This is a genomic window from Amycolatopsis sp. NPDC005232, assembly GCF_040607795.1.
In the GTDB taxonomy this organism is placed as follows: Bacteria; Actinomycetota; Actinomycetes; order Mycobacteriales; family Pseudonocardiaceae; genus Amycolatopsis.
Window position 1 is genome coordinate 136,639 of the sequence record NZ_JBEXHL010000016.1, and the last position, 24,068, is coordinate 160,706.

25 protein-coding genes and 1 tRNA gene are annotated in these 24,068 nt (G+C 69.9%); 18 read left to right on the forward strand and 8 right to left on the reverse strand.

Annotation, left to right across the window (positions count from 1 at the left end; translation table 11 throughout):
• The first annotated feature begins 15 nt into the window (after positions 1–15).
• From catA to ABZU76_RS28845, 4 genes are all read left to right on the forward strand, one after another.
• Positions 16–861 (forward strand): catechol 1,2-dioxygenase, encoded by an 846-nt coding sequence (gene catA / locus ABZU76_RS28830; RefSeq protein ID WP_354874949.1) that lies wholly within the window; start codon positions 16–18, stop codon positions 859–861.
• A gap of 7 nt (positions 862–868) precedes the next feature.
• Positions 869–1,150, forward strand: coding sequence for a muconolactone Delta-isomerase (gene catC, locus ABZU76_RS28835; RefSeq protein ID WP_266118206.1), 282 nt, complete (start codon positions 869–871; stop codon positions 1,148–1,150).
• 185 nt (positions 1,151–1,335) lie between these two features.
• Positions 1,336–1,770 (forward strand): hypothetical protein, encoded by a 435-nt coding sequence (locus tag ABZU76_RS28840; RefSeq protein WP_354874951.1) that lies wholly within the window; start codon positions 1,336–1,338, stop codon positions 1,768–1,770.
• Positions 1,767–3,371: a ubiquinol-cytochrome c reductase cytochrome b subunit gene (locus ABZU76_RS28845; protein WP_354874953.1), complete on the forward strand. Its 1,605-nt coding sequence runs from the start codon at positions 1,767–1,769 to the stop codon at positions 3,369–3,371. Before ABZU76_RS28840 ends, ABZU76_RS28845 begins: the two co-directional genes overlap by 4 nt.
• Before the next feature lie 312 nt (positions 3,372–3,683).
• On the opposite strand, the gene ABZU76_RS28850 is transcribed toward ABZU76_RS28845, so the two are convergent.
• A complete protein-coding gene (locus ABZU76_RS28850) occupies positions 3,684–3,974 on the reverse strand; it encodes a BMC domain-containing protein (RefSeq protein WP_354874955.1) in 291 nt (96 codons plus the stop codon).
• Positions 3,975–3,990: 16 nt separating this feature from the next.
• Here ABZU76_RS28850 and ABZU76_RS28855 point away from each other — a divergent pair, with 16 nt between their 5' ends.
• Positions 3,991–4,485, forward strand: a complete 495-nt coding sequence (locus ABZU76_RS28855) for a flavin reductase family protein (protein ID WP_354874957.1) — start codon at positions 3,991–3,993, stop codon at positions 4,483–4,485.
• Positions 4,486–4,559: 74 nt separating this feature from the next.
• Here the strand turns inward: ABZU76_RS28855 and ABZU76_RS28860 are convergent, their stop codons facing one another.
• From ABZU76_RS28860 to ABZU76_RS28880, 5 genes are read right to left on the reverse strand one after another with little or no spacing between them, the layout of a single operon-like run.
• Complete coding sequence (locus tag ABZU76_RS28860; RefSeq protein ID WP_354874959.1) at positions 4,560–5,474, reverse strand: NADP-dependent oxidoreductase; 915 nt, start codon at positions 5,472–5,474, stop codon at positions 4,560–4,562.
• Positions 5,475–5,530: 56 nt separating this feature from the next.
• Complete coding sequence (locus ABZU76_RS28865) at positions 5,531–6,169, reverse strand: TetR/AcrR family transcriptional regulator (RefSeq protein WP_354874961.1); 639 nt, start codon at positions 6,167–6,169, stop codon at positions 5,531–5,533.
• A gap of 1 nt (position 6,170) precedes the next feature.
• Positions 6,171–7,007, reverse strand: a complete 837-nt coding sequence (locus ABZU76_RS28870) for a fumarylacetoacetate hydrolase family protein (RefSeq protein ID WP_354874963.1) — start codon at positions 7,005–7,007, stop codon at positions 6,171–6,173.
• On the reverse strand, positions 7,007–7,408 hold the full coding sequence (locus ABZU76_RS28875) for a nuclear transport factor 2 family protein (protein WP_354874965.1): 402 nt from the start codon (positions 7,406–7,408) through the stop codon (positions 7,007–7,009). Before ABZU76_RS28875 ends, ABZU76_RS28870 begins: the two co-directional genes overlap by 1 nt.
• Positions 7,405–7,983 carry a VOC family protein gene (locus tag ABZU76_RS28880; RefSeq protein ID WP_354874967.1) on the reverse strand — a complete coding sequence of 193 codons (579 nt, stop codon included), beginning with the start codon at positions 7,981–7,983 and terminating at the stop codon, positions 7,405–7,407. The genes ABZU76_RS28875 and ABZU76_RS28880 overlap by 4 nt, the downstream gene beginning before the upstream one ends.
• A gap of 453 nt (positions 7,984–8,436) precedes the next feature.
• Between ABZU76_RS28880 and ABZU76_RS28885 the strand changes: the two genes are divergently transcribed.
• The 5 genes from ABZU76_RS28885 (at position 8,437) to ABZU76_RS28905 (ending at position 13,072) form a co-directional block, all read left to right on the forward strand.
• Positions 8,437–10,314 carry a S53 family serine peptidase gene (locus ABZU76_RS28885; protein ID WP_354874969.1) on the forward strand — a complete coding sequence of 626 codons (1,878 nt, stop codon included), beginning with the start codon at positions 8,437–8,439 and terminating at the stop codon, positions 10,312–10,314.
• Positions 10,315–10,375: 61 nt separating this feature from the next.
• Positions 10,376–10,945: a sigma-70 family RNA polymerase sigma factor gene (locus tag ABZU76_RS28890; protein ID WP_354874971.1), complete on the forward strand. Its 570-nt coding sequence runs from the start codon at positions 10,376–10,378 to the stop codon at positions 10,943–10,945.
• Positions 10,946–10,947: 2 nt separating this feature from the next.
• Positions 10,948–11,988 (forward strand): hypothetical protein, encoded by a 1,041-nt coding sequence (locus tag ABZU76_RS28895; RefSeq protein ID WP_354874973.1) that lies wholly within the window; start codon positions 10,948–10,950, stop codon positions 11,986–11,988.
• 285 nt (positions 11,989–12,273) lie between these two features.
• A complete protein-coding gene (locus ABZU76_RS28900) occupies positions 12,274–12,741 on the forward strand; it encodes a hypothetical protein (RefSeq protein WP_354874975.1) in 468 nt (155 codons plus the stop codon).
• A 4-nt stretch (positions 12,742–12,745) separates the two neighbouring features.
• Complete coding sequence (locus ABZU76_RS28905; RefSeq protein ID WP_354874977.1) at positions 12,746–13,072, forward strand: transcriptional regulator; 327 nt, start codon at positions 12,746–12,748, stop codon at positions 13,070–13,072.
• Positions 13,073–13,227: 155 nt separating this feature from the next.
• Here the strand turns inward: ABZU76_RS28905 and ABZU76_RS28910 are convergent.
• Positions 13,228–13,300: transfer RNA gene (locus tag ABZU76_RS28910), tRNA-Arg, on the reverse strand.
• Positions 13,301–13,581: 281 nt separating this feature from the next.
• Between ABZU76_RS28910 and ABZU76_RS28915 the strand changes: the two genes are divergently transcribed.
• Positions 13,582–14,052, forward strand: a complete 471-nt coding sequence (locus tag ABZU76_RS28915) for a DUF4190 domain-containing protein (RefSeq protein WP_354874979.1) — start codon at positions 13,582–13,584, stop codon at positions 14,050–14,052.
• Between the two features lie 48 nt (positions 14,053–14,100).
• Here ABZU76_RS28915 and rph read toward each other — a convergent pair whose 3' ends face one another.
• Positions 14,101–16,695 (reverse strand): rifamycin-inactivating phosphotransferase, encoded by a 2,595-nt coding sequence (gene rph, locus ABZU76_RS28920; protein WP_354874981.1) that lies wholly within the window; start codon positions 16,693–16,695, stop codon positions 14,101–14,103.
• 403 nt (positions 16,696–17,098) lie between these two features.
• On the opposite strand from rph, the gene ABZU76_RS28925 reads away from it, so the two are divergent.
• The 7 genes from ABZU76_RS28925 (at position 17,099) to ABZU76_RS28955 (ending at position 24,043) form a co-directional block, all read left to right on the forward strand.
• The gene (locus ABZU76_RS28925; RefSeq protein ID WP_220244425.1) at positions 17,099–17,752 is read left to right on the forward strand and encodes a response regulator transcription factor; all 654 of its coding nucleotides are present in this window, start codon (positions 17,099–17,101) and stop codon (positions 17,750–17,752) included.
• A gap of 3 nt (positions 17,753–17,755) precedes the next feature.
• The gene (locus tag ABZU76_RS28930; RefSeq protein ID WP_220244424.1) at positions 17,756–18,376 is read left to right on the forward strand and encodes a trimeric intracellular cation channel family protein; all 621 of its coding nucleotides are present in this window, start codon (positions 17,756–17,758) and stop codon (positions 18,374–18,376) included.
• Positions 18,377–18,428: 52 nt separating this feature from the next.
• Positions 18,429–19,121 (forward strand): response regulator transcription factor, encoded by a 693-nt coding sequence (locus ABZU76_RS28935; protein WP_220244423.1) that lies wholly within the window; start codon positions 18,429–18,431, stop codon positions 19,119–19,121.
• Positions 19,118–20,548: a HAMP domain-containing sensor histidine kinase gene (locus ABZU76_RS28940; RefSeq protein ID WP_354874984.1), complete on the forward strand. Its 1,431-nt coding sequence runs from the start codon at positions 19,118–19,120 to the stop codon at positions 20,546–20,548. Before ABZU76_RS28935 ends, ABZU76_RS28940 begins: the two co-directional genes overlap by 4 nt.
• A 102-nt stretch (positions 20,549–20,650) precedes the next feature.
• Complete coding sequence (locus ABZU76_RS28945) at positions 20,651–21,451, forward strand: DeoR/GlpR family DNA-binding transcription regulator (protein ID WP_220244421.1); 801 nt, start codon at positions 20,651–20,653, stop codon at positions 21,449–21,451.
• A complete protein-coding gene (galT, locus tag ABZU76_RS28950) occupies positions 21,448–22,530 on the forward strand; it encodes a galactose-1-phosphate uridylyltransferase (RefSeq protein WP_354874986.1) in 1,083 nt (360 codons plus the stop codon). Before ABZU76_RS28945 ends, galT begins: the two co-directional genes overlap by 4 nt.
• Before the next feature lie 79 nt (positions 22,531–22,609).
• Entirely contained in the window at positions 22,610–24,043 is a 1,434-nt protein-coding gene (locus ABZU76_RS28955; RefSeq protein ID WP_354874988.1) for a trypsin-like peptidase domain-containing protein, read from the forward strand.
• Positions 24,044–24,068 lie beyond the last annotated feature (25 nt).

Genomic DNA, 24,068 nt, shown 5'->3' on the forward strand with positions numbered 1-24,068 from the left:
AGAGAGGTATTTGCCATGACTGAAGTCGTTTCGCCCACAGCCGCAGCTTCGGGTGCGTCGGCGACCGAGCGTTTCCAGGAGCGGGCCAAGGGTTCCGCCGCGGCGGACGCGGCCCGGGTGGACGCGATCGCGACGGACGCGCTTGCCGCGCTGCACGAGGTCGTTCGCAAGCACCAGCTGACCTACGACGAGTACAACGCCTTCAAGGCGTGGCTGATCCGGGTCGGCGAAGACGGTGAGTGGCCGCTGTTCCTCGACGTGTTCATCGAGCACGAGGTGGAGAAGGTCGCGAACGCCAGCCGCGAGGGGACCGCCGGGAGCATCGAAGGTCCGTACTACGTGGAAGGTGCGCCGGAGTTCGGCGCGGAAGGCACCCTGCCGATGCGCGAAGGCGAGGGCGGGCAGCCGCTGCGCTTCTTCGGCCAGGCGCGCTCGGTGGCGGGCGAACCGCTCGCCGGTGCGGTGGTGGACTTCTGGCAGGCCGACGACGACGGTCTGTACTCGCAGTTCGCGCCCGGCATTCCCGAGTGGAACCTGCGCGGCCGCTTCACCACGGACGCCGAGGGCAATTTCTCGATCCACACGATCCACCCGGCGCCGTACCAGATCCCGACCGACGGCGCGACGGGCGCGTTGATCGCCGCCGCCGGTTGGCACGCGTGGCGTCCGGCGCACCTGCACATCAAGGTGTCCGCGCCGGGCCACCAGCTGATCACGACGCAGCTGTACTTCGACGGTGGCGAGCACGTCGGCGACGACATCGCCACGGCGGTCAAGGACGCGCTGATCCTCGCGCCGACCGCGGCCTCCTCGGGCGCCGGCGAAGAGGTCCGGTACGACTTCGTGCTCGACCCCGCCTGAGGCCGGCATGCTGTTCGCGGTGCGGATGGACGTCTCTCTGCCGCTGGACCTCGACCCCGGCTTCAGGGACGAGCTGCTGGCGACGGAGAAGGCGTACAGCCAGAAGCTGCAGCGGGAGGGGAAGTGGGTCCACCTGTGGCGCGTCGTGGGTGAGTACTCGAACCTGAGTGTGTTCGACGTCTCGGACAACGGTGAGCTGCACGACCTGCTGTGGAACCTGCCGTTGTTCAAGTACATGAGTGTCAGTGTGACGCCGTTGGCGCAGCACCCGTCTGCGTTGGTGGGCTGAGAGTTGACGGGCGCGCGGGCCGGGTTTCGGCTCGCGCGCCCTTCTTGACGTGGTTAATCGGGATGATTAGTGTCCTGGTTATGTGGCGCCCGGTGGCCGATGCGGCGTGAACTTGTCGCGTAAATCTGGATATTAAATATCCAGATTCTGCCGGGTCGCGGCTCTTGCGGAGGAAGGTGAGGCGCATGGACGGGGATCCGACCGGAGCCATTGTCGGGTTCGGTGGTGCGCAGGCCGCCGACCCGGAGGTCGTGCGGCGGGTGAACGGCCACGCCGTGGTGAAGGATCCGCTGCTGGTGGTCCGAATGGATCGCGTACTGGCGGTGATCGTGGTGCTGCACTGCGTGGCCTTGGCGGCTCGCGCGGTGGTGTACCCGGGCGTGGCGCCCGTGGCGGTGGCCGCGGTGGTCACGGGCCTGTCGGCGGCCGGGATGTGGCTGCACTTCCGCACGCGCGGACGGCTGGGCGCGGTGCTGCTGGGTGCCTCGATCGTGGGTTCTTTCGTGTGCGGAGCGTGGTTGTCGGCGGGAGCTGTCACAAATGGGGTGCTCTACGTCGTCGAAGTGGTGGGCGCCGTGTTCGCGGTGGCCGTCCTGCGTAGGCGAGTGAGGATCACATGAGCTCACTGACCGGTCCGACCAAGTCCGACCCGGGCGCGCTCAAGGCCGCCGGCTCGGCCGCGAAGGCGGTCGACGACCGCTATCACCTGGCCAAGGGTCTGCGGCATCAGATGAACAAGGTGTTCCCGACGCACTGGTCGTTCCTGCTGGGCGAGATCGGGCTGTACGCGTTCATCGTGCTGCTGCTCAGCGGTGTGTATCTGACGTTGTTTTTCGATCCCTCCATGCAGGAGGTCACCTATCACGGTGTGTACACGAACATGCAGGGTCTGGAGATGTCGCGGGCCTTTGCCAGCACGCTGGACATCTCGATGGAGGTCCGGGGTGGGTTGTTCGTGCGGCAGGTGCACCACTGGGCGGCGTTGATCTTCATCGCCGCGATGATGGTGCACATGTGCCGGGTGTTCTTCACGGGCGCGTTCCGCCGGCCGCGGGAGGCGACGTGGCTGATCGGTGCGACGTTGCTGATCCTGGGTATGTTCGAAGGTTTCTTCGGCTACTCGCTGCCGGATGATTTGCTGTCGGGTACGGGGATCCGGGCGACGTTGTCGGGGATCATCCTGTCGATTCCGGTGATCGGCACGTGGATCCACTGGGCGGTGTTCGGCAGCGAGTTCCCCGGGAACCAGATCATTCCGCGGCTCTACACGGTGCACATTCTGATCATCCCGGGGATCATGCTGGCGTTGATCGCCGCGCATCTGGCGATCGTGTGGTATCAGAAACACACCCAGTTCCCCGGGGTGAAGCGCAAGGAAACGAACGTCGTCGGTATCCGGATCTTCCCGGCGTTCGCGTTGAAGGCGGGTGCGTTCTTCACGATCGTCACCGGGGTGATCGCGTTGCTGGCCGGGCTGTTCCAGATCAACGCGATCTGGAACATCGGCCCGTACAACCCGTCGCAGGTCTCGGCCGGTTCGGCGCCCGACTTCTACCTGGCGTGGGCCGATGGTCTGCTGCGGATCTGGCCGGCGTGGGAGCTGTATTTGGGTGACTACACGGTTCCGGCGGTCTTCTTCGCCGGAGCGGTCGGGATGGGGATCCTGTTCACGTTGTTGCTGTCCTATCCGTGGATCGAACGGCGGTTGTCGAAGGACACCGCGCACCACAACATCCTGCAGCGTCCGCGCGACGCGCCCGTGCGCACGTCGCTGGGCATGATGGGGCTGGGTTTTTTCCTGGTGATCGAGCTGTCGGGGTTCAACGACATCATCGCCGACCAGTTCGACATCTCCCTCAACGCGACCACCTGGGCCGGGCGGATCGGTGTGCTGGTCGTGCCGCCGCTGGCGTATTTCATCACCTACCGCGTGTGCCTGGGTCTGCAACGCGCCGATCGGGAGGTGCTGGCGCACGGCATCGAGACGGGCATCATCACCCGCTCGCCCTCGGGTGGCTACCTGGAGATCCACCAGCCCCTCGGCCCGGTCGACGGCCACGGCCACCCGGTCCCGCTCGACTACCAGGGCGCGACCGTGCCGAAGAAGATGAACAAACTCGGCGCCGCCGGCCACGCCGTACCCGGCTCACTCCTGACACCGGACCCACCGGAAGAAGCCGCCGCGGTCACCCGCGTACGTGCGGGCAAGCACAACCACTGATCGCAGCCGCACAGCCGAGGTCAATTATCGATCACCGAATGTGCGCACGGGACCGGGCACATCTGGCGTGCCCGGCCCCGCTGCATCGAAGAAGAGTCAGCCACCGATCCCCAACGACATCGCGGTGTCGTTGAGCACCCCGCGCAGCTGACGCTCGTCGAAGCCCGGCACCGCCGGACGTCGGCGTTCTTGATCATCGCCTCGATTCCCGCCGTGAGCGCCACGATGCCGAGGGTCTCGACGACACCGATCGCGCTAGCCGAATTCGTGTTGCCGGCCATGGACTTTCTCCTTGTTCTTCCGTGAGCTGGCTCAGTTGCCTTCGAGCAGGGTGGTGTGGGCGGCGACGGCCGCGACGGCATCGCACGGGTTGGCGAACACGACCGAACGCACCTGCGCGCCCGACACGGCTTTCGCTGTCTCCTCGGCGATTTCGGTCGCTTCCTCGACGGTGGCGAGGTCGCCGGACAGCGCGACCGCCACGAGGCCGCCGCCGAGGCGCAGGACGCCTTCCACTGTCACGTTGGTGGCTTTGACGATCGCGTCGACGGCGTCGAAGATCGGCACGAACCCTTCCGTCTCCACGAATCCGACCGCAGCCATGCCGCAAGGAGGTAGCATGCTCACGCAGTTGCAGAACGACTTTCGCGACGTCATGGCCGGAGTCGCTACGCCGGTCTCGGTGGTGACCGCGTTCCACGACGGCTCGCCGCACGGGACGACGGTCAGCGCGTTCACGTCGCTGTCCATGGATCCGCCGATGGTGCTGGTGTCGTTGGACAAAACGTCTCGGCTCCTGGGGTTGATCCGGAAGTCGCGGCGCTTTGGGGTGAACGTACTCGGCGCGGCGCAGGCCGAGACGGCACGGTCGTTCGCGAAGAAGCTCGAGATGGGGGAGAAGTTCGCCGGCGTCGACTGGCGGCGCGACAACGAACTGCCTCGGCTGGCCGGTGTTCCCGGGTGGCTGGCGTGCACGGTGAGCCAGGAAGTCGAGGGTGGGGACCACATCGTCCTTTTCGGACGAGTCGTCTCCGCTTCGACGGCCACGGCGGCTCCGCTGACGTACCACTCACGGACGTTCGGGACGCATTCGTTGCTGGCTCAGAGTGCGTAACCTCTTTCTGTATAGCGTTGCAAACGATTGCAGATTCGGCGTGAACGCGCTTGCTCCCGCGCGTTCACGCCGGCTCAGATCGTGCGGATGATCGTCTTTCCCTGGCTGCGCCGGCCCGGCGCGAAAGCCGCGGCGGCTTCCTCCAGCGGATGGACGGCCCCGACCAGCACCCGCAGCCGCCCGTCGCGAACCCGCTGCGCCAGGTCGGCCAGCCGCGCCCGGTCGGCTTCGACCACGAAGAAGATGGCGCGCCCGTCCCGCGGCCACGCGTTCGGCGGACCCGCGATGGTCACCAAAGTCCCACCGGCGCGGACGACCCCCGCCGAACGGTCCCCGATCTCCCCGCCGAACACGTCCAGCACCAGGTCGACCTCACCGACGTCTTCCAGCCGGTCGGCTTCCAGGTCAACGAACGAATGCACGCCGAGGTCGAGGGCCGCCTCACGGTTGTGCGCCCGCCCGGTCCCGATCACCGTCGCCCCTGCCTCCCGCGCGAGCTGCACCGCGATCGACCCGACACCTCCTGCCGCGCCGTGGACCAGCACCGTCTGCCCGGGTTCGAGCCGGCCGTGGTCGAACAGCGCCTGCCACGCCGTCAGCCCCGAGATCGGCAACGCCGCACCCACGGTGTAGTCGATGTCCGCGGGCAACGGCGCCAGGTTGCGCGCCTCCACGGCCGCGAACTCGGCGAGCGACCCGTTCCTCGTCCAGTCCGCGAGCCCGAACACGCGTTGTCCCACCGTGAGCCCGGTCGTGCCGTACCCGAGCTCGGCCACCACCCCGGACAGCTCGTGCCCGGGCACGCTCGGCGTCCGGTCCCGCCCGGCCCGGTCGGTCCACGTGCCGGGCCACTCGAGCTCACCAGGCGTGAAGCCGGCCGCGTGCACCCGCACGACCACGTCGTTCTCCGCGGCGTGCGGATGGGGCCGGTCCACAAGGGACATCCCGCCGACACCGGCGGCGCGATCCTGGACGGTGATGGCTTTCATGCTTCCCCTAACCCGAATCCGGTGCGGTCATCGAGAACTTACCGCCGCGAGCCCCCTCACGCCGCCGCGTGCAGCTCCGCGACCGCCTCGCCCAGCTCGGGGTGCGCCGACGACACCGTGGCGAGGATGGCGACAACCGCGTCGTACACGAGGTTTTCGAGTTCGGTCGCGGGGACGTCGCAGTCGTGGGTGAGCCAGTCGAGCGTGGTTTCGTCGAGCATGCCCATGATGCCGCGGATCGCGACGCGCACGCGCGGCGGCGGTTCCGTGGTGAGGCCCAGCAGGTCGACCACGAACTCGGCGCCGGCGCGGCGGGCGCGTTCGAAGAGCTCGTCCACCTCCGGGTCCTGGCCGCCTGCGCGGATGAACGCGAGCATGGTGTGGACGTGCGCGCGCCGGTACTCGATGTGGCGGCGCAGCAGGCCACGCATGCGTTGCTCGCGCGTGTGCTCGTCGTCGCGCGGGCGGTGCAGATCGATGAGCTCGTCGAGCGCCTGCTGCAGCACCGCGAGGTACAGGCCGCGCTTGTCCTTGAAGTGGTAGAACAACAGCCCGTGCGCGACGCCTGCGGCCTCGGCGATCTCGCTGATGTAGATCTCGTCGTAGGGCTTGCGGGCGAACAGGTCGGCGGCCACCTCGATCAGCGCCGCGCGCCGCTGCCCGCGGGGCGGCGCCGTGCGCTTCTCGGAACTCATGTCAGCTGCCTCCTGTGCTCACCTCGTTGCGCAGGCTGCCGATCCCCTCGACACTCACCTCGACGAGGTCACCCGCCCTCAGGTAATCACCCGACGCGAGTGCGACGCCGGCGGGCGTTCCGGTGAGGATGACGTCTCCCGCCGCCAGCGGGATCTTCGCCGAAACAGCCGCGACGAGCTCGGCCACCGAGAACAGCATCTCACTCGTGCGCCCTTGTTGCCTGAGCACACCGTTCACCCGGGTGGTGACGGCGAGGTCGTCGCCGAGCTCGTCCGGCGTCACGAGCGCGGGGCCGAGCGGCTTGAACGTCGGAAACCCCTTGGCGCGCCGGAGAAGTGACAAGTCGACGACGGCGCCGTCGCGCATCCCGCGGAACTGGACGTCGCGCGCCGACACGTCGTTGGCGACGGTGAAACCGGCGATATAGCGCGCGACGTCCTCGGCTTTGACGTCGCCGGCCGGTGCCCCGAGGACGACGGCCAGCTCGGCCTCGTAGTCGACCCGATCCGGTGCCTCGGCGGGCAGGACGATCGGCTTCCCGGTCCCGACGAACAGCTCCGGCCCCGGCGTGATCGGGAAAAACGCGGGCGTGGTCGGGACTTTCAGCCCGGCTTCCGCGATGTGGCCGGCATAGTTGGCCCCGACGATCACCACCGTCTTCGGCTGCGCGACGGGCGCCAGCAACGTGGCTTCCGCGAGCGGCAACCGCCGTCGCACGGCGGCGTCCTGCGCGTTGTCCACCAGCAGTTCGGCGACGTCGTGGTGCGGCACGTCGAGCAGCAGCAACTCGTCGCCCTCACCGCGGGCCAGCCCTTGCGTCGTCCGGTAGAGGCGCATCAGCCGGCGCCGGCCAGCACGGTGATGCGGCGCTCGGCGATGCGCCAGCGTCCTGCCGCGCGAGTCAGGACGTCGTGGACGCGGCTCACCGTCCGCAGGTGCGGCGGCGCGGCCGGGTCGCCGAGGGCGTATACCTGCAGGTCGCACCGGCATTCAGCGCGATCGCCGTCGAGGTCGAACCACGACGGCGACACCACGTGCAGCGTCGGCCGGTCCTCCTGCTCCCGGCGACGCATGGCCTCGCGAATCTGCCCACCCTCCGCGCGCATCTCCTGGGTACTGGCCATGACCAGCGTCGCGTCGTCGGTGTAGCACTCGGCCGACGCGCTCGCGTGGCCCTCGTCGATGAGCCGGAACGACGTGCGCACCACGTCCTCGCACGCGAACCGCGCCTCACTCACCACGTCGGCACCGTCAGCTCGGCCTCGGACTTCCCGGCGCGCAGCTCGGTGAGCAGGGTGGCCGGGTCGAACACCACCCCGAACGGATTGCGCGCGAAGCTCTCGGACTGCATGAAGGCCGTGCCCTCCTCGGTGGTCGGGAAGTTGTCGATCTGGAGCTCGATCTGGTTGCCGTCGGGGTCGGCGTAGTAGACCGACGTCGTCGGCCCGTGGTTCACGGCCTGCAGCGGCCGCACCCCGTCGGCGTCGAGGCGTTCCCACGTCTCGAGCAGCTCCGGCAGGCTGGCGTAGGTGAACGCCACGTGCGCCAGCCCGTGCAACGGCAGCGCCGCCAGCTCCTCGGCAGAGAGTTCGCTCCGCGGGCCACCCAGCAGCGCCGCGACCTCTTCGTCGGCCATCGCCGACGTCGGATCCGCGACCGCGATGCGGTGGTGCTCTTCGTCGTAGGTCACGAACACCATGTCGGGTGTCTCGTGCACCACCCGGCCGTCGAGCGTTTTCACGTACCAGTCCCGCATCTTCGGCACCTGCCTGCTGTACAGGACGACGTGGGAGAGCTTCGTCGGTGAAGCCATGTCTTCCTCCTCGAAGGCCATTTCGGTCTTTTCAAGCTAGGGGCTGACTTGACTCCAAGTCAAGTTCTCGCGCGAACCCCGAACGCGAATCAGTGCGCGGGCTTCACCCGAGAGACCAACCGTCGCCGGACGCTCGCCCGCACGGCATCGCGGTCCAGTGTCCGGTACGGCCGAACGCCGATCGTCCGATGTGGACGCCACCGTGCCAAGATCACGGCGCTCTCCGAGAACGCCCCGAACCGGGAAGCCGAGGAATGACTTCGCCCGCCTGACCGCCGAAACCGCCGGCTGCCCCGACCACGAGACGACCACCCGCGTCATCCCGGTCGTCGTCCTGCACCGCGTCACCGCCTGAACACTCCGCACCCCTCCCGGCAACAGCCGGATGTGAAGACACACAAGAGGTTCTTCCGCCGAAGCGCTGTGCTCGCCACGGCGGCCGCCTTGGGCGTCATGACGGCCACGGCGCTGCCGGCCTCCGCGGGGACGCCCGGGCGCGTCGAGTTGCCCAGCCCGAACCCCGGGGACATCGGCGGCACGCCGCACCCGCTCGACGCCGGCCGGCAGGTTGCGCTGCGCGTGTACCTGGCCGACCGGCCGGGGCTGGCGGCCGCCGCGCGGGCGGTGTCCGACCCGGCCGACGCCCGCTACGGCCACTTCCTCACGCCCGCCCAGGTCAACCACGAGCTCGGCCCGACCACGGCCCAGGTCTCCGCCGTCAGCGCGTGGGTGAGGGCGCAGGGGATGACGGTCACCGCCACGAACCAGCACTACCTCGCGGTGAGCGCGACCGTCGCGCAGGCCGATGCCGCTTTTTCCACGCAGATCAGCGAGTTCGACACGGTCATCAGCGGGCCGAAGGGCTCGACGACGATCCGCGAAGCCGGTGTCGTGGGCGGGTTTTCGGTGCCGGCGGCGGTGGCCGGGAACATCGTCAGCGTGACGGGGATCGACCAGCTGGCCCTCGGCAACACAAGCACGAGCGCGGCCGCACCCCGAGCAAACGCCGCAAAAGCCACGGACTTCCCCTGCTCCCAGTACTGGGGCCAGCACACCCAACCGATCCCGCCGGCGTTCGGCCACACCACCGCCCCCACCCAGCTCTGCGGCTACACCCCCGACCAGGTGCGCCACGCGTACGGCCTGACCTCGAGCCCGTACACCGGCAAGGGCACGACCGTCGCCGTCCTGCTCAGCGGCCACACGCCCACACTGGAGGCCGACTCGAACCGCTTCTTCGCCGCGCACGGTGAGCCCGTCTTCGCGCCGGGGCAGTACACCGAGAACATCGGCCCGGACGCCGACAGCACGTGCGAGACGAAGGGCGGCGCGCCGACGGAGGAGGATGCGATCGACGTCCAGTCGGCGCACCTCGCGGCGCCCGACGCGCACATCGTGTACCTCGGCATCGACTGCGCCGACTTCGACGTGGACCTGCTGCCGAGCTGGCTGGACGGCGTGACGCGGATCGTCGACGAGCACCTGGCCGACGTCGCGTCCGGTTCGTTCGGCCTGCCGGAGCTGAGTTTCTCGCCGGCGTCGATGGCGCCGTGGGACCCGATCCTGCAGCAGGGCGCGCTGGAGGGCATCGGGTTCGACTTCTCCAGCGGCGACGGCGGCGGTGGGGGTGTCGACGACGACCCGCTGTTCCCGGCGTCGGACCCGTGGAGCACGGCCGTCGGCGGGACGAGCCTCGCCATCGGCGCGGACGGCTCCGTGGTCGCCGACTACCCGTGGGGCGACCGCCTCACGTCGATCAACGCGGCCGGAACGGGTTACGACACGCCGCCGCCCGGTGTGTTCCAGGACGGTTCCGGCGGCGGCATCAGCCGGAAGTTCCCCGAACCCGCCTACCAGAAGCACGTCGTGCCCGACAGCCTCGCCACGCACGGCCGCACCGCCGCGGCGGGCCGCGTCATTCCCGACATCTCGGCCGGCGCCGGCAACGGCTGGCTCATCGGCGCGACCGGCCTGTCCGACCCCGACCCCGGCTACGAGGAACTCCCCGAGGGTGGCGGCACGAGCGCGTCGGCGCCGCTGATCGCGGGCCTCGAGGCCGACGCGATGCAGGCCGCCGGGCACCCGCTCGGGTTCGCCAATCCCGTGTTCTACCGGCTGTCCGGCGGCAACGCGCTGCGCGACATCCTGCCCGTGGACCCGGCCGACCCGCCGATCGCGCTCGGCGCGCAGGACTTCACCGACATCGACCCCGGCCGGCTGACCACCTTCGGCGAGGACGACGCGCTCACCGCCGCCCCCGGCTACGACGACGTGACCGGGCTCGGTGCGCCGACACCGGCGTTCGTCGGCGCTCTCGGGAGGAGGTTCTGAACACTTTGGGGACGAGCCGGCAATCCCCTGGTGGAAGGTCAGAGCAAAGACGAGGAGCGGCATGACGTCGGACGCGGAACTGATCGGCAGGTCGCTCGACGGCGACGGGGAAGCCTTCGTGGAGGTGATCACCCGGCACGAAGGCGCCATCGGCGCGTACCTCGCCCGGCGGGTCGGCCGTGACGCGGCGGAGGACCTGCTCGGCGAAGTGTGGGTGGCGGCCTTCTCGTCCCGGAGCACGTACGACCGATCGTTCCCCGAGGCGCGCCCGTGGCTCTACGGCGTCGCGCTCAACACCCTGCGCCGGCATTGGCGCTCGCGGCCGGCCGAGGACCTCGTGCCGGATGCAGGGGATCTCGCCAACGGCTGGGACCCCTGGTCTGCGGTCGACGCCCGCGTCGACACGCAGGCGGGGCTGCGGGCGGCCCTGGCGGAGCTCAAACCGGAGGAACGCGAGGTCCTGACCCTGGTCGCCTGGGAGGACCTGACCGTCGCGGACGCGGCGCGGGTGCTCGGCCTGCCGGCCGGGACCGCGCGCCGCCTGTTGCACCAGGCCCGGAAGGCGCTGCGGAACGCGCCGGAAGTGGCCGCGCTGCTGACGAATCTCACCACTGTGAAGGAAGGCTTGTGATCATGGACGAGTTGGAACTGGTCGGCCGGCTGAAGGACGTCGCGCCGCTGCGCCCCCAGGCATACGAACGGGCGCGGGCGACGCTCGGCGCGGCAATGACGGAATCCCCGGCCACATCGGTCGCTGCTCCGGTCCGGCGCGCGAAGTTCGCCTGGGCCCGCGGTTTCCGCCTGGGCGTGCCGGGCAAGATCGGCCTCGGCGCCGTCGGCGCGGCCGCGGTGGCGGCCCTCGTCGTGTCCGTCGCGGCTCCTGCACCGCAGTCCCCGGCCCAGGCTCCCGCCGCGTCGGCTCCTGAGTCTCGCCTCGTGACCCTGGCCGCGTCGGTGAAGGCGAGCGGCGCCTCCGTGCAGGGGGACGCGTCGCTGGTCATCCGGACCACGACCGCGCCCGACGGAAGTCCCTACGTCACCTACAACCTCTACACCGACAGCGGCGACGTCTACTTCACGGAATCGGCGCAGCAGCTCCCCGTCGCCATCGCGCACCACGACAACCTCGCCGAGCCCATCGACGCCGCCAAGGTCGCCGCCGCCCGCTTCGCGGCGACCGGCGACCTCACCGAGGCGCGCACCCGGATGGTCAACGCCGTCCCCAACGCCTGGGGCCTGGGCCTCAGCCCCGCCGACGCGCAGCGCGTGTGGGACAAGGCCATGGCCAAGGACGAGCCGATCCTCAAGGCGAAGGGCATCAAGACGCCCCTGCCGCGCCCCACCGGCCAGGACCTGCAGAACCGCATCGACAACAACCTCTGGACCAACGCCACCGACGCCCTCTTCCGCGGCGCCGAGAACCCGGACGTCCGCGCGGGCGTCCTCCGCCTGCTCTCCACCATCCCGGCCGTCTCTGTCGCCAACTCCACCACCGGCGGCCGCCCCACCCTCACCCTGACCGCCGGCCCGGCCCTCTTCGGCGGCACCGACGCCGAAGCCCTCACCATCGACGCCCACACGGGCCTCCCGCTCACCTCCGCGTGGAAAGACGCGTCGGCCACCTACAAGTCCTCGCGCGTCACGCTGGCGCAGGTTCGCGCCGGCAAGTTCTGACCCCTCCCCGGTAAACGGTGCGGGCCGTCCCTCTCAAGGGGCGGCCCGCACTGCCATGTCCGGCCTACTCGATCCCGTGGCACGGAGTCTCTAGTGGACAGTCGCTTTTGTACCCAAGTTCCCATCCGTCACCTGTGGGTTCTCCGCCAGGGCTAGTCCGCGGCAGAATCACCCCTGAGGCAAGTACTTGCCTGACTGGAAAGTGGAGACTATCTTTCTCTTCAGGAAAGTACTTGCCCAGGGGAGGCGGACCGTGAAGTGGACAGAACCGACAAGGGAGCGGCAATGGTGAACGAGCCCACGCCGGACGAGGCGGTGGCGGCGCTGCGCATGATCCACGAGAGCCGTGAGCAGGTGATCGCCTCCGTCGCGGGCTCCCGGTGGCTGTCGATCACCATCGGCGTGGCCGTCTTCCTCGGCTGCGCGGCCAGCGACCTGCTCCCGCCGGCGCAAGCCTGGGTGGGCTGGGCGATTTTGGGGCTCGTCGTCGTACTGGCCCTCGGCCTGACCACCCGGTCGGGTAGCGCCTTCCTCGGCCGCCCGGTGCTGGTGTCGGACCGGAGCTTGTCCGTCGCCGCGCGCCTGCTGCGCATCGCGCCCATCCTCGGCATCGGGATCGCCGTCGCCGTGGCCACCGGGACGCTCGATCTGCCGCACGGCAAGGTCTACTACGGTGCGCTGACCGGGCTCTACATCGTGTTCGTGGACCCCGGGTTCAAGCTGTGGCTGCTGCGCCGGCAGGAGAGGGACTGAACCGGTGGCCGACTTCGACCAGCTCCTGCTGGATCCAACAAGACTGGCCATCGTCTCCCTGCTCGCCGCCGCGGAATGGGCCGAGTTCGGATTCATCCGGGACTCGGTGCAGCTCTCCGACTCCGCACTGTCCAAACAGGTCACCACACTGTCCAAAAACGACTACGTCGAAGTCCGCAAGGGCTACGTCGGCAAGCGGCCGCGCACCTGGCTCAACCTCACCACCGCCGGCCGCGCCACCCTCGCCGACCACATCTCCGCCCTCCAGGCCATCGCCGAGAAAGCCCGCGCGGACGGCGCCCTTCATTCCCGTGAAGCGCAGGCTCCCTGAATCAGGCCGACCGGGAAGGCGGCAGATGGTCCTCGGCCTCGGGGCGCCCTCGGGGCGACTGGCCACATCTGACCGCACACAGCCGCATAACGTGGGATCGCCCATCACCAGCGCTTGCGCTGGTAGACGGGCGATCCCACGTTGATGGAGCAGGGTGCCCCCGGCAGGATTCGAACCTGCGACACCCGCTTTAGGAGAGCGGTGCTCTATCCCCTGAGCTACGAGGGCATGTGTAGCCAGCCAGAAGCTTACCGGTCCCGGACCCCTTGACAAGCACCTACCTGCCTGACCGGCGGCCTCGCCCAGGTGGGGCCACCCCCGTGGATGGGAACCGGCGCACCGGGGACCAGGTCCGGTGGCCGCTCGACCCGGCCGACCGGGGAGACCGCGACGGGTTCCGGGCGACCAGGTCAAACAACGTACGCACGATTGGTAACGATCAGGCCATCCGCCCGATAAGGCGTGCGCCGGGTCGTAAAGTTCCGGTTCCCATCGGTGAAAGGAAGCACGTGAGCACGCCCGACAACCCTGAGCAGTACCAGCAGTACCCGGCCGGCCAGAGCGCCCCGTTCGCCGCGCCGCCGGTTGGCGCCGGTTACGGGCAGCCGCAGCCCGGGGGCGCGCCGCGCAACGGGTTCGGCGTTACGGCCCTCGTGCTGGGCATCATCGCCCTCGTTCTGTGCTGGACAGTGTGGGGCGGCATCATCCTCGGCGTCCTCGCGCTGGTCTTCGGCATCCTCGGCGTGAAGCGCGCCAACCGCGGACAGGCGACGAACAAGGGCGCCTCCATCGCCGGCATCGTCACCGGCAGCATCGGCCTGGTCATCGGCTTGCTGCTCGCCATCCTGGTCGGCTCTATCTTCGCGACGTTCGGCAGCCAGATCGGCGACCTGCAGGACTGCCTGCAGAAGGCCGGCACCGACCAGTCCCAGATCCAGAGCTGCCAGCAGCAGTTCAGCGACACCGTGAAGAACCGCTGATCAAGCCGTAGTGCCGTCGGGGATCGGGTGATCCCCGACGGCTCGGCGTCAGTCGAGGTACTCGACGTAGCCGTTCGTGCCGTTCACGCGGATCCGCTGCCCGTCTCGGATCAGCCGCGTGGCCTGGTTGACGCCGACAACGGCGGGCAGGCCGTATTCGCGGGCGACTACCGCGCCGTGGGTCATCAGGCCACCCACCTCCGTGATCAGGCCGGCGATGGTGACGAACACCGGTGACCAGCTGGGGTCGGTGTAGGCGGTCACGAGGATGTCGCCCGTGTCCAGGTCGGCCTCGGCGAGATCCAGGACGACGCGGGCGCGGCCCTCGACGGTCCCGGCGGACACCGGCAGGCCGGGCAGTGCGCCGGCCGGTGCATCCGAAGGTCGGTAGCTCCCGGAGACGGTCTCGCCCTCGGAGGTGAGGACCCGCTGCGGGGTGAGCGCCTGGTCCGCCGCGAACTGTTCCGTGCGCCGCCGGATGAGGTCGGCGTCGGCGACTCCGGTGCGGGCGACCTCGTGCAGTTCCTGGAACCGCAGCGAAAAGCTGTCCTCCGGAGCCTCGAGCACGCCGGCCGCCACGAGCCGCTCGGCTTCGGCCAGCAACGCCTTCTTGTACTGGAAATAGCGGCTGATCATCCCGTACTTGGGGTACTCGCGGTAGCCGACGAAGGTACGCAGCCGGTCGATCATCGCCTTGGTCTCTTCGGCTTTCCGTCCGCCGTCGGGCAGAACCCGCAACCGCGAAAGCAGTTCCTGTTCCTTCTGCGCGGCTTCCCGCAGCCCTTGGTCGAAGCGGCGCCGCGCCGCACCGGGTTCGAAGTTGTCGACGTTGCCGAGCAGCACGGGCAGCAGCGTGCTCGGACGTTCGCTCCATCGTGGCCGCGTGATGTCGATTTCGCCGACACAACGCATGCCGTACGTGTCCAAATAGCCCTGGATCGCCTTTCGCGCTTCACTTCCGCCCGGCAGCGCGGACAGTTCGTCCAGGAAGGCCCCGTCCCGCACGGTCCGGAGGAACGCGACCACTTCCGCGTGGGGCCGGAGGACATCGGCGACGTCCAGCAGGGCGAGGCCCATTTCCGACGAGACGTTGTCCGGCGCGGACTGCGAAAGCGTGTCGGCGGCGTTCTCCTCGCCCAGCCATTCGCGCAGCTGCTTGTTCAGCCACGTCGTCGCGTCCATTCCGGCCATGATCGCCTGGTGGCTGCGCGGATTGAACAACAGCCGCCGCAGTTCCTGCAGATCCGCGAGGATGAAGTCGAACAACTCCGCGCCGCGTTTCTCCCGGATCTCACGCTCGAGCGCGGCCAGCGACGCCCTGCTCTCGGCGATCAGCCCGTGGACGATCGCGGGGTCCGTCTCGATCGGCTCGGGTGCGACGCCGAAGGGCAGCGGCGCGGCGCCGCCCTCCGTCGGCTCCGGCAGGAAACCCCGGTCGAGCACCGTCTGCAGCGCGTCGCGCATCAGCGGGTCCGACGCCCCCATCATCTCCAGGTACCCGGCGCGCCCGGCCTTCGTTGCGAGGCCTGGGGTGGCGTCAACGAACAGCCGGCTGCCCGCCTCCGCCATGGGCCGTGGCGTGGTCAGCTGCCACACGGACAGGCCGAGCGGCCGCATCGCGTCGGTCATCATCTGCTGGTGCCCGACCGAGAGGTAGACGTGGTTGCCGTCGTCGGTGGCGGGCGGGATCGGGAACAGCGTGGTGATCGGCCGGCTCTGCACGATCTGGAACTCGCCGTCGGCCAGGCACCACTCGATGTCCTGGGGCCGGCCGAAGTGCGCCTCGATCCGGCGGCCCAGCCGTTCCAGCCGCAGCACCTGCTCGTCGGTCAGCGCCGGGCGTTCCTGTTCTTCCGGGGCGAGCGCGTCCTCCCGCGTGCCGCCGCCGGGCAACGCGTGGATGGCGAGCTGCTTGGCTGACACCGTCTTCTCGACGATTTCCCCTTCGCGCACCCGGTAGCTGTCGGCGTTCACCAGCCCGGAAACAAGCGCCTCGCCGAGGCCGAAACCCGCGTCGACGGTCGTGACCTTCCGGTTCGACGTGATGGGGTCGGCCGTGAACAGGATCCCGGACGCCTCGGACAGCACCATCCGCTGAACCACCACGGCCATGTGGACCCGGCGGTGGTCGAAACCGTTGCGCAGGCGGTAGGTCACGGCCCGGTCGGTGAACAGCGAGGCCCAGCACAGCCGGATGTGCTCGAGGATCGCCGCCGGCTCGACGACGTTCAGGTACGTGTCCTGCTGGCCGGCGAACGAGGCCGTCGGCAGGTCTTCGGCCGTCGCGCTGGAACGCACGGCGTAGGCCGCGCTTTCGTCCAGCCGGCTCAGCGGCGCGAGCAGTGCCGCCGCGAGGTCGTCCGGAATGGCGGCCGCGGAGACGGCCTCGCGCACCTGGCCGCTCACGGCGGCGATCGTGTCGCGGTCGTCGGGGTCCAGCCGCGCCAGTCGGTCCAGACCGCTTCCGAGCTCCGGCACTCCCGCCAGCACCCGGCGGAAAGCGTGCGTCGTCACGCAGTACCCGGGTGGTACGCGGACGCCGTCGATCCGTGAAAGCTCCCCCAGATGTGCGCCTTTGCCCCCGACGAGGTCGATCTGGTCCCGGTCGATCTCCCGGAAATCCAGCACGAGCTCGGTCCTCACTATTGGTTCCCCCGTACTTCGATGGTCGCCGGCGCGAAGAGCTCCGCGAATTCCGGCCGAGCCGACGATTTTGCAGGACCACCGGGGTCTTGCCGCAAGACCAGGGGTGCGCTATACGTTGGGAGTGGCAGGAGGAGTACTCACTCTTTCTGCCTTTTCTGTCGAGTCCGGACGCCCACCCCGCACGCCGGGTGGCCGCGGGTCCGGAGCCACCTGCGCGCCCGACCGATGGCGTCGCCCGTGTGGGGGACCCCGGTAGGCGGGGACCAGCACGATCAGGGACCCGGCCGGACCAGTCGCGTCACCTGGTCGTGTCTGGTTTCGAAACCTTGAACAACAGTAGGTAATCTTCCTTAACGGGAAGCGGGGAACCGCTTCGACCACCGGCTGCCGGAGGGCTTCGTTGATCAAGCTCATGTTCGCGGACGACGAGGAATTGGTTCGTTCGGGCCTGCGCGCCATGATGTCCGGGGCCGCGGACATCGAGATCGTGGGTGAAGCGAGCGACGGCAGATCCGCGGTGGAGGTGGCGCGGCGCTACCACCCCGACGTGGCGTTGCTCGACATCAAGATGCGGGCACCCGACGACGGGATCCGCGCGCTGCGGGCCATCCTCGCGCTGCCGGACCCGCCGATGGTCGCGATGCTGACGACGTTCGACATCGACGAGTACGTGAGCCTCGCGCTGCGGCTCGGGGCCAACGGCTTCCTGCTGAAGGACATTGACCCCTCGGCTCTCCTGCGCGCCATCCGTGACCTGGCCAAGGGCGGCGCCGTGCTGGACCCGGGCGTGGCGGCGCGCATGGTCCAGTCCCATCGCGACGAGCAGCGGGCCGCGCAGCCGGCGCGCAAGCTCCTCGCGAGCTTGTCCGAACGTGAGCGCGAGGTCGTCGCTCTGATCGGGCAGGGGCTGTCGAACGCGGAGATCGGCGGGCGGCTGCACCTGTCGGAGGCCACGGTCAAGGGGTACGTGTCCGCGGTGCTCTCCAAGATCGGCGCCGCCAACCGCGTGCAGGCCGCGCTGCTGGCCTACCGCGGCGGGCTGCTCGACCAGTAGCGGATGGTCCTGACCGCGCTCGAGCTGCTCGGGCTGGTGGCGTTCGCGGCGTCCGGGGCGCTGGCCGCCGTCCGGGCGCGCCTCGACGTGTTCGGCGTGATCGTCGTCGGCCTCACCACGGCGCTGGGCGGCGGCATCATCCGTGACGTCCTGCTCGGCATCCACCCGCCCACGACGTTGCGGAACTGGCCGTACCTCGCCGTCTGCGCGGCGACGGCGCTGGTCGTGTTCGCGTTCCACCCCCAGGTCGCGCGGCTGAGGCGCGCGGTGCTGCTCGCCGACGCGCTGGGCCTGGGCGTCTTCTCGACGGCCGGCACGACGATCGCGCTCAACGCCGGCGCCACCGCCTACGCCGCGTGCCTGATCGGCATGACCAGCGGCATCGGCGGCGGTGCCCTGCGTGACCTGCTGCTGCGCGAGATCCCGCTCGTCCTCCGCAAGGAGATCTACGCCGTCGCCGCGCTCGCCGGGGCCGTGCTCGTCGCGATCGGTCACGCTCTGCCACTGCCGTCGAGTGTGGTCACGGTTGTCGCGGCGGCCGTGGTGGTAACGATTCGGCTGGTGGCTCTGTGGCGGCACTGGAACGCGCCGGTGGCCCGGCCTGGTGATACCGACTCTTTGTGAGTTCTGCGTGTGTTCTTAGGCGGGTCTCAGCACTCTGCGTAAGACTGACGTCATGCGCATCCTTGTGGTGGACGACGATCGAGCCGTCCGTGAGTCGCTCAGGCGGTCCCTGGAGTTCAACGGGTACACCGTCGAGCTTGCCAGCGACGGTGCGCAGGCCCTGGAGACGATCATCGCCAACCGGCCGGACGCGATGGTGCTGGACGTGATGATGCCGCGCCTGGACGGGCTCGAGGTGGCCCGTCGCCTGCGCAGCACCGGCGACGACCTGCCCATTCTCGTGCTGACCGCCCGCGACACCGTCTCCGACCGGGTCTCCGGCCTCGACGCCGGCGCCGACGACTACCTGCCCAAACCGTTCGCCCTCGAAGAACTGCTGGCCCGCCTGCGCGCGCTGCTGCGCCGCGCCGTGCCGGACCCCCAGCAGGGCGAGACGAGCGAGGTGCTGTCGTTCGCCGACCTCACGCTGGACCCCGGCACTCGCGAAGTCCGCCGCGGCGGCCGCGAGATCAGTCTCACCCGTACCGAGTTCGCGCTGCTCGAGTTGTTCCTCTCGTACCCCAAGCACGTGCTGACCCGCGGAAGGATTCTGGAGGAAGTATGGGGTTACGACTTCCCGACGTCGGGCAACGCACTGGAGGTCTACGTCGGCTATTTGCGTCGCAAGACGGAAGCCGGCAACGAACCGAGGCTGATCCACACGGTGCGGGGAGTGGGCTACGTCCTGCGCGAAACCCCGCCGTGACCGACGCCCCCACGAGCACCGCCGTTTCGACCGTCGACGTCACCGACCCGCGCGGCGACCGCTGGGGCACGCGCCGCTTCTCGCTGCGCGGCCGCGTGACGCTGCTGGCCGCCGCCTGCGTGGCCGGCGCCGTGGCGCTCGTGTCGCTGGGCGCGTACATGATCGTGTCGAGCAACCTCTACCAGCAGCTCGACGACAACCTGCTCGCGCGCGCCCAGGCGGCCGTGAACTCGCCGCCGGTGCAGACGCAGCTCGAACAGGTGCCCGGCGCGTTCCTGGCGAGCGCCGACCTGCAGATCGGCCAGCTCAACGCGTACAGCAACAAGCTGATCTACCCGCAGGCCGGCTCGCCGCCGCCGTACGGTCCCCAGGAGCTGGCGGTGGCCACGGGTGAGTCGCCGCAGTCGCTGCGCACCGACGTGTCCACGGATACGCGCGTGGTCGCGCTGCCGTCCGGGCACGGCGAGGCCATGGTGCTCGCGCAGTCGATGGAGCCGACGAAGCGCACGCTCAACGAGCTGGCCGTCGTCCTCTTTCTCGTGGGCGGCGCCGGGATCGTGGTCGCCGCCGGTGCCGGCACGGCCGTGGCGCGCACCGGGCTGCGGCCGGTCGACCGGCTGACGTCGGCCGCCGAGCGCGTCGCCGCCACCGGCGACCTGCGGCCGATTCCCGTGAGCGGCGACGACGAGCTCGCCCGCCTCACCCAGAGCTTCAACACGATGCTCGGCACGGTCGCGGATTCCCAGGAACGGCAACGCCAGCTCGTCGCCGACGCCGGCCACGAGCTGCGCACGCCGCTGACTTCCATGCGCACCAACCTGGAGCTGCTGCTCTCGGCCGGCCGGCCGGGCGCCCGCTCGCTGCCGGAGGAGGATCGCGCCGACATCGAGGCCGACATCCGCGGGCAGCTCGACGAGCTCACCCAGCTCATCGGCGACCTCGTTGAGCTCGCCCGCCAGGACGAGCCACGCGAGCAGACCGAACGCGTGGAGCTGGTCGACGTCGTCGAGCGCGCGCTTTACCGCGCCCGCCGCCGCGCCGGGGACATCGAGTTCGAAGTGGACCTGCAACCGTGGGTCCTCACCGGCGACAACAGCTCCCTCGAACGGGCCGTGCTGAACCTGCTGGACAACGCCGTCAAGTTCTCGCCCTCCGGTTCGCGCGTGCGGGTGACGCTGCGGCCGCTCGGCGACGGCACGGCCGTGGTCGAGGTCGCCGACTCCGGCCCGGGCATCGCCGAGGAGGACCTGCCCAAGGTGTTCGACCGCTTCTACCGCTCCTCTGAAGCCCGTACGCTGCCGGGTTCCGGCCTCGGCCTGTCGATCGTGAAGCAGGCCGCCGAACGCCACGGCGGCGCGGTCTACGCGATGCACGCCCCGGAAGGTGGAGCGCTCCTCACGATCCGGCTGCCGGGCGCTCCCGGCTGACTCCTCGCCCGTCCGGGGGTGCCCGGGTGGCACGTCCCGCACACCGCATGTTTGATCGTGTAGGATTTTGTGTGGTTGGTGGTTCGTGCTTGAGGAGTGGTGGTGCTCGCACGTCAGCGACAGGCGGTGATCCTCGAGGAGGCACGCCGGACCGGTGCGGTCCGGGTCAGTGACCTCGTCGCGCGGCTCGGCGTATCCGACATGACGGTGCGCCGCGACCTCGACGTGCTCGCCGGCCGCGGCCTGGTCGAGAAGGTCTACGGCGGCGCGACGTCGGTGGTCGGCAAGAGCACCGACGAGCCCGGCTTCGAGGCGAAGTCCGTGCGCCAGCGCGCCCAGAAGGAGGCCATCGCCGAGCTCGCCGCCGGCCTGGTCAAGCCGGGCACCGCGATCGGCCTGTCCGCCGGCACCACCACGTGGACGCTGGCCCGCGCGCTCGACCCGATCCCGGGGCTGACCATCGTCACCAACTCCATCCAGGTCGCCGACGTGCTGCGCGCGTCCACGCAACCCGACCGCACGGTGGTGCTCACCGGCGGCGTGCGCACGCCGTCCGACGCGCTCGTCGGTCCGGTCGCCGTGCACAGCCTGCGTTCGCTGCACTTGGACCTCGTTTTCCTCGGCGTGCACGGCATGGCCGAGGGTGCCGGGTTCACCACCCCGAACCTCACCGAGAGCGAGACCGACCGCGCGCTCGTCGAGGCCGGCAGGCGGCTGGTGGTGCTCGCCGACCACACGAAGTGGGGCACTGTCGGCATCTCCACGATCGCCGACCTCGAAGAGGCCCACGTGGTGGTGACCGACGACGGACTTCCCGACTCGGCGAGGGAGAGCCTCACCGAGCGGGTCGGAGAACTGATGATCGCCGAAACGGCGGAGAACCTCGAGGCAGAAGACGCGTGAAACGCACCTTGCGACACCTGGCGGACGGCCGGGAGATCATCTACTTCGACCACGACGGCGACCACGAGCGCACCGCCGAGGACACCCGCGACCTCCCGCCGGTGGCCGCGGCGTCGGAGATCCGCCTCGACCCGCTGACCCGCGAGTGGGTCGCCATGGCCGCGCACCGGCAGACGCGCACGTACAAGCCGCCGGCCGACCTGTGCCCGCTCGATCCGACGACGCCGGGGCGTCCCACGGAGATCCCGGAGCCCGACTACGACGTGGTCGTGTTCGAGAACCGGTTCCCGTCCTTCTCCCAGAACGCGCACGGCGACTCGTCCACTGTGGACGAGCTCGGCCTCGTGCCGACGGCGCCGGGCCGCGCGCGCTGCGAGGTCGTGTGCTTCTCCAGCGACCACGGCGGCTCGTTCTCCCAGCTGAGCCCCGAACGCGTGCGCCTCGTCGTGGACGCGTGGGCCGACCGCACGCTCGCACTGGGTGAGACTCCGGGCGTCGAGCAGGTCTACCCATTCGAAAACCGCGGCGAAGAGATCGGCGTGACGCTCTCGCACCCCCACGGCCAGATCTACGGCTACCCCTTCGTCACGCCCAAAACCGAGCGGATGCTCGACGTCGCGCGCGCGTACCGCGAAGAACACGGCCGCGCGGTGATGGGCGACGTGCTGGCGGCCGAGCAGAAGTCCGGCGCGCGCGTGCTCGTGGAAGGCGAGCACTGGACGGCGTTCGTGCCGCCGGCCGCGCGCTGGCCGGTGCACATCCAGGTCGTGCCGCACCGCCAGGTGCCCGACATTCCCGCGCTCACCGACGCCGAGCGCGACGACTTCGCCCGCGTGTACCTCGACGTGCTGCGCCGCTGCGACGCGCTGTACGACCGCCCGTTGCCCTACATCGCCGCGTGGCACCAGGCACCCGTGCGCCGCGACCGCGACCTGGCGTGGCTGCACCTCGAGCTGTTCTCCGTGTTGCGGGCCAAGGACAAGCTCAAGTACCTCGCGGGTTCCGAGTCCGGCATGGCCGTGTGGATCAACGACGCGACGCCCGAGCAGATCGCGGAGCGCCTTCGCGCGGCGGGCTGAGTACCGGGCGCGGCATACTCATCTGCGAAACACAGGTTCGGCTCAGGAACCTCTCAGGCCCGGCCGCTTAGGTGAGGACATGACCGAGAACGACCCCCACGCGCACGACTCCGCGGCGGGTCGCCAGAACCCGGGTGCCCAACCGGGCACCGAGGGTCAGGCGGCCTGGAGCCAGCCCACCGCCCCCGGCGCGTCACCCGCGCCCGCGTCCGGTGAGCAACCCACGTACGGCGAGCAGCCCACGTACGGCGAGCAGGCGCAGCAGCAGAACCCCGGCTACGCCACGGCGAACCCGTGGTCCGCGCAGGGCGCGCAGACCGGTCCGATGGGCTACAACAACCCGTACCCGCCCACTGGTGGCACGACGCAGCAGCAGTACGCGGCCCCGGGGACCTACAGCGTTCCCCCGGCCCCCGCGCCCAAGAAGTCCGGCCCGGGCAAGCTGCTTGCGGCCGTCGCCGCGATCGCGCTCGTCATCGGCGGCGTGGCGGGCGGCACCGTCGGCTACCTCACGGGCGGCTCGTCCGGCCCGTCGGTCAACGCGCTCGACCAGCCGAAGCCCGCGCAGCAGACGGGCAACGCGCCGGCCGGCTCCATCGAGTCCGTCGCGCAGAAGCTGTCGCCGAGCGTCGTCGAGCTGCAGGTCTCCGGCCGCACGGCCGCGGGCGAGGGCTCCGGGTTCGTGCTCAGCACCGACGGCTACATCCTCACCAACAACCACGTGGTCGAGGTCGCCGCCAACGGCGGCCAGATCCAGGCCGTGTTCCAGGACGGCAGGAAGGCCGCCGCGAGCGTCGTCGGGCGCGACCCGACGACCGACATCGCCGTGGTGAAGGTCAACAACGTCAGCGGGCTGACCCCGGTCGAGCTCGGCCGGTCCGACGACCTGCGCGTCGGCCAGCCGGTGGTCGCCATCGGCTCGCCGTTCGAGCTCAGCGGCACGGTCACCTCCGGCATCGTCAGCTCCCTGCACCGGCCGGTGCAGGCCGGCGGCGACGAGACCGACCAGACCACGGTCATGGACGCCATCCAGACCGACGCCGCGATCAACCCCGGCAACTCCGGTGGCCCGCTCGCGAACATGAACGGCCAGGTCATCGGCATCAACTCCGCCATCTACAGCCCGAACAGCGGGCAGGGTGGCCAGGGCGGCCAGGCGCAGGGCGGCAACGTCGGCATCGGTTTCGCCATCCCGATCGACCAGGCGCGCCGCACGGCCAACGACATCATCAAGACCGGCCACGCCACGCAGACGTTCATCGGCGCCAAGGTCGCCGACGCCCCGCAGGGCGGCGCGCAGCTCGGCGACATCACGCCGGGCAGCCCCGCCGAGAAGGCCGGCCTCAAGTCGGGCGACATCGTCACGAAGATCGACGACCGCACCATCGACAGCGCCGACACGCTCATCGCGGCCGTCCGCACCCGCGCCCCCGACGAGAAGGCGACGTTCACCCTCTCCGGCGGCCGCACCGTGCAGGTGACCCTCGGCGGCCAGCCGGTACCGGCCAACTGATCGCTCGGTCGCCGGGCGCGACCGA

Bases quoted from the DNA above. Each gene is read 5' to 3' on its own strand.
- ABZU76_RS28930 (WP_220244424.1), top strand. From the start codon at position 17,756: ATGGTCCTGACCGCGCTCGAGCTGCTCGGGCTGGTGGCGTTCGCGGCG.
- ABZU76_RS28860 (WP_354874959.1), bottom strand. From the start codon at position 5,474: ATGAAAGCCATCACCGTCCAGGATCGCGCCGCCGGTGTCGGCGGGATG.
- ABZU76_RS28870 (WP_354874963.1), bottom strand. From the start codon at position 7,007: ATGCGCCTCTACCGGACGACGCAAGGGCTGGCCCGCGGTGAGGGCGAC.
- ABZU76_RS28850 (WP_354874955.1), bottom strand. From the start codon at position 3,974: ATGGCTGCGGTCGGATTCGTGGAGACGGAAGGGTTCGTGCCGATCTTC.
- ABZU76_RS28900 (WP_354874975.1), top strand. From the start codon at position 12,274: ATGGTGAACGAGCCCACGCCGGACGAGGCGGTGGCGGCGCTGCGCATG.
- ABZU76_RS28885 (WP_354874969.1), top strand. From the start codon at position 8,437: ATGACGGCCACGGCGCTGCCGGCCTCCGCGGGGACGCCCGGGCGCGTC.
- ABZU76_RS28855 (WP_354874957.1), top strand. From the start codon at position 3,991: ATGCTCACGCAGTTGCAGAACGACTTTCGCGACGTCATGGCCGGAGTC.
- catC (WP_266118206.1), top strand. From the start codon at position 869: ATGCTGTTCGCGGTGCGGATGGACGTCTCTCTGCCGCTGGACCTCGAC.
- ABZU76_RS28845 (WP_354874953.1), top strand. From the start codon at position 1,767: ATGAGCTCACTGACCGGTCCGACCAAGTCCGACCCGGGCGCGCTCAAG.
- ABZU76_RS28935 (WP_220244423.1), top strand. From the start codon at position 18,429: ATGCGCATCCTTGTGGTGGACGACGATCGAGCCGTCCGTGAGTCGCTC.
- catA (WP_354874949.1), top strand. From the start codon at position 16: ATGACTGAAGTCGTTTCGCCCACAGCCGCAGCTTCGGGTGCGTCGGCG.
- ABZU76_RS28865 (WP_354874961.1), bottom strand. From the start codon at position 6,169: ATGAGTTCCGAGAAGCGCACGGCGCCGCCCCGCGGGCAGCGGCGCGCG.
- ABZU76_RS28880 (WP_354874967.1), bottom strand. From the start codon at position 7,983: ATGGCTTCACCGACGAAGCTCTCCCACGTCGTCCTGTACAGCAGGCAG.
- ABZU76_RS28840 (WP_354874951.1), top strand. From the start codon at position 1,336: ATGGACGGGGATCCGACCGGAGCCATTGTCGGGTTCGGTGGTGCGCAG.
- ABZU76_RS28890 (WP_354874971.1), top strand. From the start codon at position 10,376: ATGACGTCGGACGCGGAACTGATCGGCAGGTCGCTCGACGGCGACGGG.
- ABZU76_RS28895 (WP_354874973.1), top strand. From the start codon at position 10,948: ATGGACGAGTTGGAACTGGTCGGCCGGCTGAAGGACGTCGCGCCGCTG.
- ABZU76_RS28955 (WP_354874988.1), top strand. From the start codon at position 22,610: ATGACCGAGAACGACCCCCACGCGCACGACTCCGCGGCGGGTCGCCAG.